The organism is Stenotrophomonas maltophilia (genome assembly GCF_013464915.1).
GTDB classification, from domain to species: domain Bacteria; phylum Pseudomonadota; class Gammaproteobacteria; order Xanthomonadales; family Xanthomonadaceae; genus Stenotrophomonas; species Stenotrophomonas maltophilia_AT.
The window spans coordinates 1-14,971 of sequence record NZ_RAVT01000064.1; the positions used below are offsets into that span (position 1 = coordinate 1).

The window sequence follows — 14,971 nt, forward strand, 5'->3', positions numbered from 1 at the left end:
GCACCGCCCCCATATGGGGATCGGCTGCCAGCCACCTATTTCCAGAATCCCGCTGAACAACGTACTGGGTTTACACAACTAACAGTCGACTCTACCCGGTCGGATCTACCCGGTCGGACGCCACCGTCACTGCGTTCCGGTTAGGCTCGGCGGCTCCCCTACCCAGGACCGCCTCATGCGCGTGATCACTGCTGCCCTGCTTGCCTGCCTGCCGCTGTCCGCCCTCGCCGCGCCTACCTATGGGCCACGCCTGGAGGGTTTCGACTACGGCTATCCAGTGAAGACCTTCGCGCTGGAGTCGCAGCGGCAGTCGCTGGAAATGGCCTACCTGGACATCGCACCGAAGAAGGCGCCGATCGGCGTCGTGGTGCTGCTGCATGGCAAGAATTTCTGTGCGGCCACCTGGAAGGAATCGATCAAGCCACTGATCGCAGCCGGCTACCGGGTGATTGCCCCGGACCAGGTGGGGTTCTGCAAGTCCAGCAAGCCCGAGCGCTACCAGTACTCGTTCGCGCAGCTGGCCGCCAACACCCATGCGTTGCTGCAGCAACTGCAGCTGGGAGAGGTGCCGGTACACCTGGTCGGCCACTCCATGGGCGGCATGTTGGCGGTGCGCTACGCGCTGATGTACCCGCAGGACCTGCGCAGCCTGTCGCTGGTCAACCCGATCGGACTGGAAGACTGGAAAGCGCTTGGCGTGCCATGGCGCAGCGTGGATGCCTGGTATGCCGGCGAAATGAACATCAGCTATGACAGCATCCGGCGCTACCAGCTGGAGGTCTACTACGACGGCAAATGGAAGCCGGCCTACGAGCCGTGGGCACGCATGCAATCGGGCATGTACGAAGGCCCGGGCAAGCAGGCCGTTGCCTGGAGCCAGGCGCTGGCCTCGGACATGGTGTTCAACCAGCCTGTGGTCTACGAACTCAAGAATGTACAGGTGCCGACCACGTTGTTCATCGGCCAGAAGGACCGCACCGCGATCGGCCGCGACCTGGCGCCGCCGGCGGTGAAGGCGACGCTGGGCAATTACCCGGTGCTCGGCAAGGCCGCGGCGGCCACCATTCCCGGCGCAACGCTGGTCGAGTTCGCCGAACTGGGGCATTCGCCGCAGGTGCAGGACGCGAAGCAGTTCAATGCGGCGTTGTTGAAGGCACTGAAGGGGCGTTGAGGTTCCTTGTCCGCCGGGCATGGCCCGGCGCTACCAGGATCGGCATGGGTAGCGCCGGGCCATGCCCGGCGATCCATCAACCCACGATCCGCAACACGTCATCCAGCAGCGCGGCAGCGGTGACTTCCGCCCCCGCACCCGGTCCCTGGATCAACAGCGGCTGGCGACGGTAGCGATCACTGTGGATGGCCACGCGGTTGTCGGTGCCTGCACCCTGCGCCAGCGGGTGATCCGCAGGCAGCTCACGCAGGCCGACCTGCGCGCCTTCGCCATCGACACGCCCGACGAAACGCAGCACGCGGCCGTTGTCGCGCGCCTGCTGCCAGCGCGCCTGCAATGGCGCATCCAACTGCTCGAGTGCCGCCACGGCGTCCTCCAGCGGCAAGGCTGCCAGCGCCTCAGGCACCAGCGAATCCACCTGCACCTGCGCGGCATCCAGCGCCAGCCCGCTGCTGCGGGCCAGGATCAGCAGCTTGCGCCGTACGTCTTCGCCGGAAAGGTCCAGGCGCGGATCGGGCTCGGTGTAGCCGGCCGCCAACGCCTCGCGCACCGCCGCCGAGAACGGCGACTGGCCGTCATAACGATGGAACAGCCAGGCCAGCGAGCCGGACAGCACACCTTCGATGGCATGGATGTGATCGCCACCGGCCACCAGCGCACGCAGGCTGCTCAACAGCGGCAGGCCCGCACCCACCGTCGCGCTGTCGCCATAGCGTGCGCCACTGTCGGCACAGCTTTCGGCAATTGCCTGCGCGCGTGCCAACTGCGCACCACGCCCCAGCTTGTTGGCGGTCACCACATGCACGCCACGCGCCAGCCACTGCACGTGGCGCGCGGCCACGTCTTCGCTGGCGGTGGCGTCAACCACAACGTCGCCACGCTCCAGTCCTTCGGCACTCGCCCACGGCGGCGAATTCTGGCCATCGCGCGGTGCACGTCGTGCCAGTTCCAGCGGCAACGCCAGGTCACGATCGATCTCCAGCGCAGTGCGCGAATTGGCCAGCCACTGCACGCTGGGCAGTTCCAGCCCACGCGCCCGCAATGCCTGGTAACGCTGCACGAAGGCCGAGCCGACCGTGCCGGTGCCGAGCAGCGCCAGGCGTCCCACGCTCAGCGCAGGAATTTCAGCGGCGAGCGCGCTCATGCATCCACCACCTGTTTGCGGCGCGCGGCCGCATCGATCACCGCTTCAGCGCGCTGCAGCGCGGCGCCGAGATCGGCCAGCAGGTCACGCTCGGCCTCGATGCCGACCGACAGGCGCAGCAGGCCTTCGCTGATGCCGGCGGCAGCACGCGCTTCGGCGGTCATCGCCGCATGGGTCATGGTGGCCGGATGCGCGATCAGGCTTTCGACGCCGCCCAGCGATTCGGCCAGGGTGAAACAGCGCAGGCCATCGACAAAGGCTCGCACTGCGGCATGCGGATCATCACCTTCGCAGTCGGCCAGTTCGAACGACAGCATCGCGCCGAAACCACTCTGCTGGCGGGCAGCGATGGAGTGGCCCGGGTGATCGGCCAGACCCGGGTAATAGACGCGGCCGACCGCCGGATGCTGGTCCAGCAACGCCACGATCGAAGCGGTGTTCTCCTGGTGCACGCGCAGGCGCGCATCCAGCGTGCGCAGGCCGCGCAGGGTCAGGAAGGCATCGAACGGCGAGCCTGTCAGGCCCAGCGCGTTGCCCCACCACACCAGCTGCTCGTGCAGTTCCGGATCGCGCGCGATGACCGCGCCGCCCACCACATCGCTGTGGCCGTTGATGTACTTGGTGGTCGAATGCAGCACCAGGTCCGCACCGAACGACAGCGGTTGCTGCAGGGCCGGCGACAGGAAGGTGTTGTCGACCACGACCAGTGCACCGGCCTTGTGCGCAGCATCGATGACGAAGCGCAGGTCGGTGATGCGCAGCAGCGGATTGGACGGGGTTTCCACCAGCACCAGCTTCGGCTTTGTGGCCAGCGCCTGCGCCAGCGCGCGCGGATCGGTCAGGTCGGCGGTGACCAGTTCGAAGTGGCCCTTCTTCGCCAGCGCATTGAACAGGCGCCAGCTGCCGCCATAGGCATCGTGCGGCACCACCAGGGTGTCACCCGGCTGCAGCAGTGCATTCAGCACCAGGTTGATCGCGCCCATGCCGGTGGCGGTGATCACGCCGCCTGCGCCGCCTTCCAGCTCGGCCAGCGCTTCACCCAGCAGGTCGCGGGTCGGGTTGCCACTGCGCGTGTAATCGTACTGGCGCTTGTTGCCGAAGCCTTCAAAGCTGAAGTTCGACGACAGCACGATCGGCGGCGTGACCGCGCCATGCGCGGTATCCCGATCGATGCCGGCACGGACGGCGGCAGTGGTGCGGCTACAGGACGGCTCGTTGGCGTGCAGGCTCATGCGGACTCTCCAGAAGTGCGGAAGGCGGTGGCGAGGATCGCGTCGATGCGATCGGTTTCTTTGAGGAAGGCGTCGTGGCCGTAGGGCGAGCGCAGCACGCGCAGGCTGCCGCGCGGGCCCAGCCCTTCGACCAGGCCGACCAGGTCGGCCAGCGGTACCAGACGGTCGCCTTCCACGGCCACCACCACGGTCGGCGGCAGGATGGCGGCGGGGTCGACGCGGTGCAGGTCGATCGATTCGGACAGGCGCAGGTAGGCGGTCACCGGTGTGCGCGCGACGTATTGCGCGCCGGCGGCGTCCAGATAGTCTTCGGCGGCCACGCGCACGCGGCCATTGATGACTTCCGGCGCGGCGTCGAAGCGCTCGCCGAATTCTTCCGGGGTGCGGTAGCTGAGCATGGCGAACTGCCTGGCCAGCGCCAGGCCGTGGTCTTCGCCGCATTGCAGCTGGCCAAGCGCAACCGCGCGGCGCTGCAATGCGCGCCAGGCGGCGGCATACGGATGCGGGCGATGCGCGCCGCTGGCCAGCACCAGCTGGCGCACGCGGGCGCGGTGACGGATGGCGAACTGCTGGCCCACCAGCGCCCCGTACGAATAGCCGACGAAGGCCTTCAGCGTGCGGATACCCAGATGATCCAGCAGCAGTGCCAACGCATCGGCCTGGTCGGCGGTATCGATCGGCACATCCAGTGCGCCGTCGGCACCGATGAAATCGAAGGCCAGCACCCGCAGCTGCTGCGGATCCAGCGTGCGACCACTGCCCACCAGGTCTTCGGCCCAGCCCTTCTCGCTGAACTGTGCGTTGGAGGCCACATGGCGGTGCGCGGAAATGCCGCCGGCCAGCACCACCACCGGCGCGTTGGCCGGGCCGACCCACTCATAGCGCAGGCGCACCGGGCTGGGGCCGGCATGACGCATCGACAGCACCGCGGCGAACTCGCCGCGTTCGGCATGCACGCGGTCTTCGACCGGCACGCTGACGGGGACAAAGGGTTCGGGGCGAACGGCGGTACTGGCAGCGAAGCTCATGGCGGGATCCGGTTGGGGAATCGGCCATCGAGCCTTCGCGGGCCCGCGTTCGAGATGCACGTGCGGTGCATGGTTCGAACCATCTTTCGGTGGACGCCACGGTCCCCGCAGGATTTGGCACCTACGCGGACGGTTTCGCGTCCGCGGGCTGCCCCGGCTTCAAAGGGCCTGTCCCTCTGCCGGTCTCGATGGTGAGGCCACGATGCCAGCCCTTCCGGGCACTGTCAATCCCTTCATGCGGATAAAGCGATGAATATTTCAACCCCCAGTATGCGAGAGGCGTCGCGGTCGCTCCGTTCAGCATCGGGTACAGTCCCGGCGCCCCTCTCGCTGGAACCGCCGATGCCACGTCCGCTCCTGACCTGCCTGCTGCTGCCTCTGCTGGCGAGTGCAACGGCCAGCGCCGGCGACTGGCGCCAAGGCTGGGGACTGGTGCCACAACCCGTCGCCGCCCCCCGCACAGGCAATGCCGAGGGCGCAGCACCGATGGCCCGCCTTCGCCTGCAGCCGATCGGCGAACAGTGGCAGGCCCGCATCGACAACACCCTGTCCGGGCCATTGCAGGTCGAACTGCGCGCGGCCCCCGGGCACCCGGTCGAAGGCCTGCCGGTGCAGTCACTGATACAGGGCAACAGCAGCCTGGTGGTCGGCCACCTCCCCGCGCCGGTCAACGGCCTGATGCTGGACCTGCGCCTGCAGTCGGTACCAGGCAACCCCGCCGCGCAGGCCGAGGATGTGGCCTACCGCCTGCCCTTCGATGATGCGCGCCCGCGCGTGGACCAGGCGCCGCAGGGCCGGTTCAGCCACGACGACGAGGAAAACCGCGATGCGGTCGACTTCGCGCTGCCTGAAGGCACGCTGGTGCTGGCCGCGCGCGAGGGCACGGTGATGCAGATCCAGGATGGTTTCCGTGGCAACGGCCAGGACCGCGAACGCGATGGCGGCCGTGCCAACTTCATCCGCGTGCTGCACAGCGACGGCAGCATGGCCCTGTACGGCCACCTGCAGGCGGGCGGCATGCGCGTGCGCCGTGGCCAGGCGGTGGGCGCCGGGCAGCCGATCGGCCTGTCGGGCAACAGCGGCTACAGCAGCGCGCCGCACCTGCACTTCGTGGTGCAGCTCAACCGTGGCATGGGCCTGCGCTCGGTGCCGGTGCGCATCTTCACCGGGCAGGGCCAGCTGCAGTTCGCCCGCCAGGGCGAGGCCGACGGCGGCATCGGGCGCTGAACGGCCCCGGCCGGTATAATCGGGCGCTTATCTCTTTGAAAAGCGCCCCGGGCGGGCGCCACTGCCATGTCCGAAGTCGCCAACGAAGCGTCGCGTCGCCGCACCTTCGCCATCATTTCCCACCCTGACGCCGGCAAGACCACGCTGACCGAAAAGCTGCTGCTGTTCGGAGGCGCGATCCAGATGGCCGGTTCGGTCAAGGGCCGCAAGGCCGCCCGCCACGCAACGTCCGACTGGATGGCGCTGGAAAAGGAACGCGGCATCTCTGTCACCTCCTCGGTGATGCAGTTCCCGTACGAAGGCAAGATCGTCAACCTGCTCGACACCCCCGGCCACGCCGACTTCGGCGAGGACACCTACCGCGTGCTGACCGCGGTGGACTCGGCGCTGATGGTGATCGACGTGGCCAAGGGCGTGGAAGAGCGCACCATCAAGCTGATGGAAGTCTGCCGCCTGCGCGACACCCCGATCATGACCTTCATCAACAAGCTCGACCGCGAGGGCAAGGACCCGATCGAGCTGCTGGATGAAGTGGAAACCGTGCTGGGCATCCAGTGCGCCCCGGTCACCTGGCCGATCGGCATGGGCCAGCGCCTGAAGGGCGTGGTGCACCTGCTTACCGGCGAAGTGCACCTGTACGAACCGGGCCGCAACTTCACCCGCCAGGACTCGACCATCTTCCCGTCCATCGATGCACCGGGCCTGGCCGAGAAGATCGGTGCACAGATGCTGGCCGACCTGCGCGACGAACTGGAACTGGTGCAGGGCGCCAGCCACCCGTTCGACCTGGAGGCCTACCGCGCCGGCAAGCAGACCCCGGTGTTCTTCGGCTCGGGCGTGAACAACTTCGGCGTGCAGCCGCTGCTGGACTTCTTCGTCGAGCATGCGCCGTCGCCGCAGGCACGCTCCACCACCGGCCGCGAGATCGCCCCGGAAGAGAACAAGCTGACCGGCTTCGTGTTCAAGATCCAGGCCAACATGGACCCGCAGCACCGTGACCGCGTGGCGTTCATGCGCGTCTGCTCGGGCCGTTTCAGCGCCGGCATGAAGACCTTCCACGTGCGTACCGGCAAGGAAATGAAGCTGGCCAACGCCCTGACCTTCATGGCCAGCGATCGTGAAATCGCCGCCGAAGCGTGGCCGGGCGATGTCATCGGCATCCACAACCACGGCACCATTTCCATCGGCGATACCTTCACCGAAGGCGAAGCGGTCACCTTCACCGGTATTCCGAACTTCGCCCCGGAACTGTTCCGCCGCGCGCGCCTGCGCGATCCGCTCAAGCTCAAGCAGCTGCAGAAGGGCCTGGCCCAGCTGTCCGAAGAGGGCGCGACCCAGTTCTTCCGCCCGCTGACCAGCAACGACCTGATCCTCGGTGCCGTCGGCGTGCTGCAGTTCGACGTGGCGGCCTATCGCCTGAAGGACGAGTACGGCGTGGAAGCCACCTTCGAGCCGGTCAGCGTGACCACCGCGCGTTGGGTCCACTGCAGCAACGAGAAGAAACTGGAAGAGTTCCGCGAGAAGAATGCGCTGAACCTGGCACTGGATGCGGCCGGCCACCTGGTCTACCTGGCACCGACCCGGGTCAACCTGCAGCTGGCGCAGGAACGCTCGCCGGACGTGCGCTTCTCGGCCACCCGCGAAGCGGCGCACACCGTTTCGGCGGGTTGATACTGCGGGGTCAGAGCCCTTTCCGCAGGAAAGGGCTCTGACCCCTTCGCGTGGAGGGGGCCGGATTCATCCCCCATACGGTGACGGGGGTGCAAGCGCCCGCCATCGCGGCGATGATAGGGGGGTGCGGGTCCCCCTCCCCGCGAACGATGCCTACGCCATGTCCACGACTTCCGTTGCTTCGATCCGCGAAGAAATCGCCAGCGCCCTGACCCATGGCCTCGGTGCCGTGCTCGCCCTGGGCGCCGGTGCGGTACTGATCACCCTGGCCGCCATCTACAGTGATGGCTGGCAGCTGGCCGGCGCGATCGTATTCGGCATTGCGCTTCTGCTGCTGTACACCGCCTCCACCCTGTACCACGCCATCCAGCACCCGGTCGCCAAGGGCCGGCTGAAGGTGTTCGACCACTGCGCGATCTACGTATTGATCGCCGGCACCTATACCCCGTTCACGCTGATCGGCCTGCGTGGCCCGTGGGGCTGGGGCCTGTTCGCCGCGATCTGGACCCTGGCGCTGGCCGGGGTGGTGTTCAAACTGTTCTACACCGGCCGCTTCAAGGCGCTTTCCACCGGCATCTACATCGCCATGGGCTGGCTGGTGATCGTGGCGATCAAGCCGATGCTGGCCTCGATCGACGGCTGGACCCTGGGCTGGCTGCTGGCCGGCGGCCTGTCGTACACGCTGGGCACCTACTTCTATCACCGCGAATCGATCCCCTATTCGCACGCGATCTGGCACCTGTTCGTGATCGGCGGCAGCGTCTGCCACTTCGTTGCGGTGACCATGCAGGTGCTGTAACACGGGCCAGCGCGCCGCATGTGCACATGATGCACATGGACGCTTCGCGCCCCGTCCACGATGAGGGGGCAACCATGGCGGCGTGAATGCTGCCATGTCCCCTGCCGCGCCTCGTACGTCGCGCTGGCTGCGCCCCCCGGGCCCGCGCGGTCGGCGCTGGCTGGCCGTACTGGTTTTCCTGCTGGCCGCGCTGCTGGTGCTGATCGCGCTGTGGGACTGGAACTGGTTCAAGGGGCCGGTCGAGCGCGCGGTGCAGGCACGCACCGGCCGTGCGCTGCACATCGGCCATCTGGATGTCGACCTCGGCCGCACCAGCACGATCCGCGCCGATGCGATCACCTTCGCCAACGCCAGCTGGGCCAAGCAGCCGAACATGGCCACGGCCGACCGCGTCGAGATCGACGTGCGGGTGTGGCCCCTGCTGCGCGGCAGCGTGCAGCTGCCGGAAGTGCGCCTGACCCGTCCAGACGTGCTGCTGGAAACCGCCCCGCGCAGGGGCGAGCCGGGCAACTGGGATTTCCTGGGGGACAGCAGCGGCGGGACAAGCCCGCAGCTCAAGCGCCTGCGCATCGACGACGGTCGGCTGCAGTTCCTCGATGCACTGGGCCGCACCGACATCCGCGTGGGCCTGCGCAGCGGCCCGCCGAAACAGGCCGATGCCTCGCCGCCGCTGCTGGTGCAGGGCAAGGGCCACTGGCAGGGCAACCCGTTCACCCTGCAGGGCGGAACCGAATCACCGCTGGAGCTGACCGACAGCGACCACCCGTTCCGCATCCACCTCGACGGTCGTGCCGGTGCCACCCACGCGGTGGCCACCGGCACGCTGACCAATCCGTTCCAGCTGCGGGTGTTCGACCTGCAGTTCGCGCTCAGCGGACAGGACCTGTCGGACCTGTACCCTCTGCTCGGCATCGCCATCCCGCCCTCGCCGCCCTACGCCCTGGAGGGACGGCTGAAGCGCGACCACAACGTCTGGCGCTACGACAGCTTCACCGGCAAGGTCGGCGACAGCGACCTCGGTGGCAACCTGGAGTTCGAGGTGGGCGGCGCACGGCCGCGGTTGACCGCCAGCCTGGAATCCAAGCGCCTGGATTTCGATGACCTGGCCGGCTTCGTCGGAGCGCCACCGAAGACCGGCGGCGGCGAAACCGCGAATGCGGAACAGAAGGCACAGGCCGCCCGTGTCGCCGCCAGCAGCCGGGTATTGCCCGACACGCCCTACAACCTGGGCAAACTGCGCGCGATGGATGCCGACGTGCGCTGGAAGGCCCACCGCATCAATGCGCCGTCGCTGCCACTGGATGACATGGATGCGCACCTGCTGCTGGATGACGGCGTGCTCCGGCTGGACCCGCTGAACTTCGGCGTGGCTGGCGGCGATATCCGCAGCACGATCCGCATGGATGCACGCCAAGCGCAGATCCGCACCGCGTTGAAGGCCAGCGTGCGTGGCGTGCAGCTGGGCCAGCTGTTCCCGGACGCGAAGCTGGCCGAGCAGGCCAAGGGCGGCATCGGTGGCGAAGTGGACCTGAGCGGGCGCGGCAACTCGATTGCCGCGATGCTGGGCAGCAGCAGCGGCAAGGTCGGGCTGGCGATGGGGCGCGGCCACGTCGGCAACCTGGTGATGGAACTGGCCGGGTTGGACATCACCGAATCACTCAAATTCCTGGTGACCGGCGACAAGCAGATTCCCCTGCGCTGCGCCTTCGCCGACTTCGGCGTGCGCGACGGCCTGATGACCAGCCAGGCGCTGGCGGTAGATACCACCGACACGATCCTCATCGGCGAAGGCACGGTCAGCCTGCGCGAGGAAACCCTCGACCTGCTGCTGAAGCCGCGCCCAAAGGACAAGAGCATCCTGGTGCTGCGCTCGCCACTGCACATCAGTGGCACGTTCAAGGACCCGTCGTTCCGCCCGGACTTCAAGGCCTTGGGCATCCGGGGTGCCGTGGCCCTGGCGCTGGGCAGCATCGCCCCGCCGGCGGCGCTGCTGGCGACCATTGAACTGGGGCCGGGCAAGGATGCCAATTGTGGCGGGCAGTATGCGAAGTAGAGCGTTTGTTCGCGGCGCCTCGTTTTTCCGCGCGTAGAGCCGGAGCAAGGCGACAGGCAGGGCACGCCGTAAATGCGTCCCTGTAGCAACTGTGTTGTTGGAGGGGCTCAGGCCCTTCCAGCAGACGCGCACGATCCTGCCTGCCGCCTTGCTCCGGCTCCAGACAGTTTCCTGCGCGCGCGGAACGAGAGCGGAAATTCAAAGTCAAAAAAAAGCAAAGTCAAAAGCTGTTGCCAACCAAGGTTGGCAGCTACCAAAGGCGAGGCACCGCGCTCGCAGGAACGTGTCCAGAGGCGGAGGGTGCGGCTGGGCAGGACCGTGAGGCGCATGGATGCGCCGATCGAGCCCCCATGGATGGGTTTACGGCGTGTCCTGCCCAGCCGCACCCTCCGCCTCCCCATGCATCAGGAAGGCGCTGCGCTCAGCTCTGGCTTTGGCTTTGAGCTTCGAAAAGCGGGCCGGCGGGCCGCAGGCCCGCCAGCGACACCCWCACCCTGCCACGATGTACTGCTGCAGCTGATCCAGCTCGCGCCGCTGCGCATCGATCACCGACTTCACCAGGTCGCCAATGGAAATCACCCCCAGCACCTGCGCGCCCTCCACCACCGGCAGGTGGCGGATGCGGTAGTCGGTCACCAGCTGCAGGCAATGCTCCACCTGCTCGCCCGGCGACACCGTCACCACCTGTGCCGTCATGATCTCCGCTACCGCCGTATCGCGCGAAGAACGATCACGCAGCACGATCTTGCGCGCGTAATCGCGCTCGGACAGGATGCCAACCAGCCGCGGGCCATCCATCACCAGCACCGCACCGATGCCCTTTTCCGCCATCAACCGGATCGCATCGATCACCGCCGCATCCGGCGCGACCGCATGTACTTCAGGAGACTTGCCGTCCAACAGTTGCCGTACCGTGGTCATCCGCCTGCCCTCCGAGGGTGGGTTGCAGGGCCGAGTCTGCCACGGACGATGCTAGCCACGCGTCAACCAGGTACAACGGCCGCTGCTTGGACTCTTCGTACAGCCGCCCCAGGTACTCACCAATCAGGCCCAGCGCGATCAACTGCACCCCGCCCAGGAACAGGATCACCGCCATCATCGTCGGCCAGCCCGCCACCCGGTCGCCGTACAGCGCGGCCTTGACGATCACCCACAGGCCGAACACGAAGGCCACCGCCGCGGTTGCCAGCCCCAGGTAGGTCGCCGCACGCAGCGGCACGGTCGAGAACCCGGTAATGCCTTCCAGGGCGAAGTTCCACAGCCGCCACAGGCTGAACTTGCTGGTGCCGGCCACGCGTGCGTGGCGGTGATAGGGCACCGCCACGCGCTTGAAACCCACCCAGCTGAAAAGCCCCTTCATGAAACGGTGGCGCTCACGCATTTCGCGCAGCGCACTCAGCGCGCGCGGCGACAGCAGGCGGAAATCCCCGGTGTCGGCCGGAATCGGCGTACGCGACAGGCGACCCATCACCCGGTAGAACATCGCCGCCGTGGCACGCTTGATCCAGGCCTCGCCGTCGCGCGCCATGCGCGTGCCATAGACGTTGTCATGGCCCTCGCGCCAGCGCGCGATGAACTGCGGCACCAGTTCGGGCGGATCCTGGCCGTCGGCGTCGAGGATCATCGCCGCACCTTCGCGCACCAGGTCCAGGCCTGCGGTCAATGCCGCTTCCTTGCCGAAATTGCGCGACAGCTTCAGTGCGGAGACCCGCGCGTCGGCCTGGGCCAGGCGCGCGATCACCTCCCAGGTGCCGTCATGGCTGCCGTCGTCCACGTACAGGATGTGGCCATCGATGTCGGGCAGCGCATCAAGCACCGCGCACAACCGCGGATGCAGCAACGGCAGTGCCAGGGCCTCGTTGTAGGCGGCGATGACGAAAGTGAGCCGTTCGCGGGTCATGCCCGGATTGTACGTTGCCGCCGCCCGTAGATCAGGCGGTGTGCGCTCACTCTTCCGACAGGTATGCGGCCCCACCCAGCTGCCGTGCCTGGCGCTGGATCCAGGCAGCGCGCCGCTGCACGTACGGCCCAGGCTTTGCGGCGTTGTAGCGCCGTGGCGCCGGCAGCACCGCTGCCAGCCGCGCGCTCTCGGCCGGGCTCAGCCGCGCCGCATCCTTGCCCCAGAACGTCTGCGCAGCCGCCTGCGCGCCATAGACACCGTCGCCGAACTCGGCGATGTTGGCGTACATCTCCAGGATGCGTTCCTTCGGCCACAACGCTTCGATCAGCACCGTGTACCAGACCTCCAGGCCCTTGCGCACCCAGCTGCGGCCCTGCCACAGGAACAGGTTCTTGGCCACCTGCTGGCTGATCGTGCTGGCACCGCGCAGGCGCCCGCCCTTGGCATTGTGGTCGCGTGCCTTCTCGATCGCCTGCAGGTCGAAGCCGTTGTGGTCTGGGAAGCGCTGGTCCTCGGCCGCCACCAGCGAGATCGGAAGGCTGGGCGCCATCTGGTCAAGGTCGCGCCACTGGTGATGCAGGCGATAGGACCAGTCCGCCTCGCCCAGCGCCTCGCCATAGCGCCACAGCATCACCGTGGACACCGGCGGGTCGATGAACCGCAGCACCAGGACCTGCAGGCAGCTGAAGGCGGCCAGCAGCACCGGCAGCCACAGCAGCCGTTTCCAGCGCCAGCGCCTGCGGCGCGGGCCTTCTGCCACGGCTTCCACCTTGTGCTGCTCTCCCCCTGCCCCCATTACTGGTGCATCCTTCTTCTATCTGGTTGTCGGCGCATTATCCGGCAACCGCCCCCGTTTACGCGCGATGTGAGCCGATGACCGCCAACCCCGATTCCCTGATCCGCTTCCTGCTCCCCGACGCTGGCGTCCGTGGCGTCCACGTGCGCCTGCAGGCCACCTGGCAGGAAATTCTGTCCCACGCCGAGTACCCGGATACCGCTGCCGAGCTGCTCGGCGAGGCCTGCGTGGCTTCGGCGCTGTTCACCGGCCACACCAAGATCGACGGACGCCTGTCGATCCAGCTGCGCAGCAGCACCGCCCTGCGCACCCTGTTCGCCGAGTGCACCGCCGCCGGCACCCTGCGCGGCATCGCCCAGCTCAGTGAAGGCGCCGACGCGCCACGCGACCTGTCCAGCCTGGGCGATGACGCCCTGCTCGCCATCACCATCGAGAACCCGGGCCTGGACCCGCGTGAACCGCAGCGCTACCAGAGCCTGGTCGGACTGACCGCAGCGGAGCTGGATGAAGCCTTCGAGGACTACTTCCGCCAGTCCGAGCAGCTGCCGACCCGCCTGCTGCTGGCGGCCGACCGCAATGGCGCCGCCGGCCTGCTGCTGCAGAAGCTGCCGGGCGACGAGGGCGACGAGGACGGCTGGGCGCGCGCCAGCGCCCTGTTCGAGACCCTGGGCAAGGCCGAACTGCTGGCCACCCCGGCCGAGCAGCTGCTGCACCGCCTGTTCCACGAGGAGAAGCCGGCGCTGATGGGCGAAAAGCCGCTGTCCTTCGCCTGTTCGTGCTCGCGTGAGCGGGTCGCATCGATGCTGCAGTCGCTGGGGGAGGACGAGGCCCGTGCCGCGGCTGCAGACACCGGCGCCGTCGAGGTCCGTTGCGAATTCTGCGGGCGGGAGTATCACTTTCCGTTGACGGAGTTCGGCATACTGTTCCACGGTGCCGAGGGGACCGTGCCGGCACCTGAACGGCTTCAGTAGACAGCTTGTCTTGCATCTGGGGGGATCAAGGCTTGTTAAGAATTCATAAACACCCTACGATCAAGTTCCCGTATCTGCGGGAACTTCCGTTGTCCTTTCCTGTCTGAACTGGTTCGATGCGTACCTTCCTGCGTCTACCGCTGGCCATGATGATCGCCCTTGGCGCGATCACGGGCGTGCATGCGCAGAGCAAGGACACCCGCACCGTGCTGCCGGTATGGAACAAGGGCAGCGGCAAGGTCGAGGCCCTGCTGTACCTGGAGCCGACCGGTGAACAGGCGGCCGGGGCGCGCTGGCATTTCGGCCGCAACTCGCTGGATGCGGCCTTTGGCCTGTCCTCCGGCGATTCGCTGGGCCTGCTCTGCAGCAGCAGCGGGACCAGCATGAGCGGTCTGGCCAGTCACTGCATGCTGGCCAGCCTCGGCGACGAGGACGACCTCAACAGCCGCCGCTTCACCGGCACCGCGGCGTTGAACCGTGGCAGCAGCCGCCTCGGCATCACCGCCGGAACCGGCCGTGAAACCCTGCCGGCATGGCTGGCGGGCCCGAACAAGACCCCTTCGCTGCGCGCCGAGCAGAATGACCTGACCGTGTTCGCGCAGAAGAACATCGGCCGCGAAGGCTTCGTTTCCATCGCCGGCACCTACGCCAAGGCCCGCCTGGTACCGCTGGCCGACGCTTCGCCGGCCATCGCCGACCGCTGGGACAGCAAGAGCCTGAGCATCGGCGCCGGCTACGGCAATTTCACCGGCAGCATCATCGGCCGCGTCATCGATGTGCCGGGCAAGCCCGGCAAGTGGGAAGGCCTGGGCATCGGCCTGACCTGGCGCACGCCGTGGTCCGGCCAGCTCACCGTGGGCGCCGAGAACGTGATCAGCCGCGGCAAGAACCCGTTCTCGCCACGCAACGAAAGCAACGACGACGGCACCGTGCCGTACGTGCGCTACGAGCAGGATCTGTAAGCCCCCTGCCGCATCAC

The 14,971-nt window shown here is 67.5% G+C and carries 12 protein-coding genes, 1 pseudogene and 1 riboswitch; of the genes and pseudogenes, 7 read left to right on the forward strand and 6 right to left on the reverse strand.

All coding sequences use genetic code 11. The features are described 5' to 3' along the window. Positions 1-175 precede the first annotated feature (175 nt). Positions 176-1,171, forward strand: a complete 996-nt coding sequence (locus D7T59_RS19340; RefSeq protein ID WP_180853346.1) for an alpha/beta fold hydrolase — start codon at positions 176-178, stop codon at positions 1,169-1,171. Positions 1,172-1,247: 76 nt separating this feature from the next. On the opposite strand, the gene D7T59_RS19345 is transcribed toward D7T59_RS19340, so the two are convergent. From D7T59_RS19345 to metX, 3 genes are read right to left on the reverse strand one after another with little or no spacing between them, the layout of a single operon-like run. Beyond that, a complete protein-coding gene (locus D7T59_RS19345) occupies positions 1,248-2,315 on the reverse strand; it encodes a homoserine dehydrogenase family protein (RefSeq protein ID WP_180853347.1) in 1,068 nt (355 codons plus the stop codon). Then, entirely contained in the window at positions 2,312-3,547 is a 1,236-nt protein-coding gene (locus D7T59_RS19350) for an O-succinylhomoserine (thiol)-lyase (protein ID WP_180853348.1), read from the reverse strand. Before D7T59_RS19350 ends, D7T59_RS19345 begins: the two co-directional genes overlap by 4 nt. Then, positions 3,544-4,575: a homoserine O-succinyltransferase MetX gene (gene metX / locus D7T59_RS19355; protein WP_005410679.1), complete on the reverse strand. Its 1,032-nt coding sequence runs from the start codon at positions 4,573-4,575 to the stop codon at positions 3,544-3,546. Before metX ends, D7T59_RS19350 begins: the two co-directional genes overlap by 4 nt. A 76-nt stretch (positions 4,576-4,651) precedes the next feature. Next, a riboswitch (SAM riboswitch) is annotated at positions 4,652-4,770 on the reverse strand. A 147-nt stretch (positions 4,771-4,917) separates the two neighbouring features. Between metX and D7T59_RS19360 the strand changes: the two genes are divergently transcribed. The 4 genes from D7T59_RS19360 (at position 4,918) to D7T59_RS19375 (ending at position 10,325) form a co-directional block, all read left to right on the forward strand. Continuing rightward, on the forward strand, positions 4,918-5,802 hold the full coding sequence (locus tag D7T59_RS19360; protein ID WP_180853349.1) for a M23 family metallopeptidase: 885 nt from the start codon (positions 4,918-4,920) through the stop codon (positions 5,800-5,802). A 66-nt stretch (positions 5,803-5,868) separates the two neighbouring features. Then, positions 5,869-7,473 (forward strand): peptide chain release factor 3, encoded by a 1,605-nt coding sequence (locus tag D7T59_RS19365; protein ID WP_106551018.1) that lies wholly within the window; start codon positions 5,869-5,871, stop codon positions 7,471-7,473. A gap of 160 nt (positions 7,474-7,633) precedes the next feature. After that, on the forward strand, positions 7,634-8,272 hold the full coding sequence (gene trhA / locus D7T59_RS19370; protein WP_010482744.1) for a PAQR family membrane homeostasis protein TrhA: 639 nt from the start codon (positions 7,634-7,636) through the stop codon (positions 8,270-8,272). Between the two features lie 94 nt (positions 8,273-8,366). Next, entirely contained in the window at positions 8,367-10,325 is a 1,959-nt protein-coding gene (locus tag D7T59_RS19375; RefSeq protein ID WP_219629886.1) for an AsmA family protein, read from the forward strand. Positions 10,326-10,820: 495 nt separating this feature from the next. On the opposite strand, the pseudogene D7T59_RS19380 reads toward D7T59_RS19375, so the two are convergent. The 3 genes and pseudogenes from D7T59_RS19380 to mtgA form a co-directional block, all read right to left on the reverse strand. Beyond that, positions 10,821-11,246: pseudogene (locus D7T59_RS19380) on the reverse strand (CBS domain-containing protein); the annotation flags it as partial. Further along, positions 11,206-12,225: a glycosyltransferase family 2 protein gene (locus D7T59_RS19385; RefSeq protein ID WP_164137910.1), complete on the reverse strand. Its 1,020-nt coding sequence runs from the start codon at positions 12,223-12,225 to the stop codon at positions 11,206-11,208. The gene D7T59_RS19385 and the pseudogene D7T59_RS19380, both read right to left, overlap by 41 nt. A gap of 46 nt (positions 12,226-12,271) precedes the next feature. Further along, positions 12,272-13,021: a monofunctional biosynthetic peptidoglycan transglycosylase gene (gene mtgA, locus D7T59_RS19390; protein WP_180853351.1), complete on the reverse strand. Its 750-nt coding sequence runs from the start codon at positions 13,019-13,021 to the stop codon at positions 12,272-12,274. A gap of 77 nt (positions 13,022-13,098) precedes the next feature. Here mtgA and hslO point away from each other — a divergent pair, with 77 nt between their 5' ends. Further along, entirely contained in the window at positions 13,099-13,992 is an 894-nt protein-coding gene (gene hslO, locus D7T59_RS19395; protein ID WP_164137912.1) for an Hsp33 family molecular chaperone HslO, read from the forward strand. Between the two features lie 149 nt (positions 13,993-14,141). Continuing rightward, complete coding sequence (locus tag D7T59_RS19400; protein WP_024956328.1) at positions 14,142-14,954, forward strand: XOO1806 family protein; 813 nt, start codon at positions 14,142-14,144, stop codon at positions 14,952-14,954. Positions 14,955-14,971: the final 17 nt, after the last annotated feature.

Bases quoted from the DNA above. Each gene is read 5' to 3' on its own strand.
- trhA (WP_010482744.1), top strand. From the start codon at position 7,634: ATGTCCACGACTTCCGTTGCTTCGATCCGCGAAGAAATCGCCAGCGCC.
- mtgA (WP_180853351.1), bottom strand. From the start codon at position 13,021: ATGGGGGCAGGGGGAGAGCAGCACAAGGTGGAAGCCGTGGCAGAAGGC.
- D7T59_RS19385 (WP_164137910.1), bottom strand. From the start codon at position 12,225: ATGACCCGCGAACGGCTCACTTTCGTCATCGCCGCCTACAACGAGGCC.
- metX (WP_005410679.1), bottom strand. From the start codon at position 4,575: ATGAGCTTCGCTGCCAGTACCGCCGTTCGCCCCGAACCCTTTGTCCCC.
- D7T59_RS19350 (WP_180853348.1), bottom strand. From the start codon at position 3,547: ATGAGCCTGCACGCCAACGAGCCGTCCTGTAGCCGCACCACTGCCGCC.
- D7T59_RS19365 (WP_106551018.1), top strand. From the start codon at position 5,869: ATGTCCGAAGTCGCCAACGAAGCGTCGCGTCGCCGCACCTTCGCCATC.
- D7T59_RS19360 (WP_180853349.1), top strand. From the start codon at position 4,918: ATGCCACGTCCGCTCCTGACCTGCCTGCTGCTGCCTCTGCTGGCGAGT.
- D7T59_RS19345 (WP_180853347.1), bottom strand. From the start codon at position 2,315: ATGAGCGCGCTCGCCGCTGAAATTCCTGCGCTGAGCGTGGGACGCCTG.
- hslO (WP_164137912.1), top strand. From the start codon at position 13,099: ATGACCGCCAACCCCGATTCCCTGATCCGCTTCCTGCTCCCCGACGCT.
- D7T59_RS19340 (WP_180853346.1), top strand. From the start codon at position 176: ATGCGCGTGATCACTGCTGCCCTGCTTGCCTGCCTGCCGCTGTCCGCC.
- D7T59_RS19400 (WP_024956328.1), top strand. From the start codon at position 14,142: ATGATCGCCCTTGGCGCGATCACGGGCGTGCATGCGCAGAGCAAGGAC.
- D7T59_RS19375 (WP_219629886.1), top strand. From the start codon at position 8,367: ATGTCCCCTGCCGCGCCTCGTACGTCGCGCTGGCTGCGCCCCCCGGGC.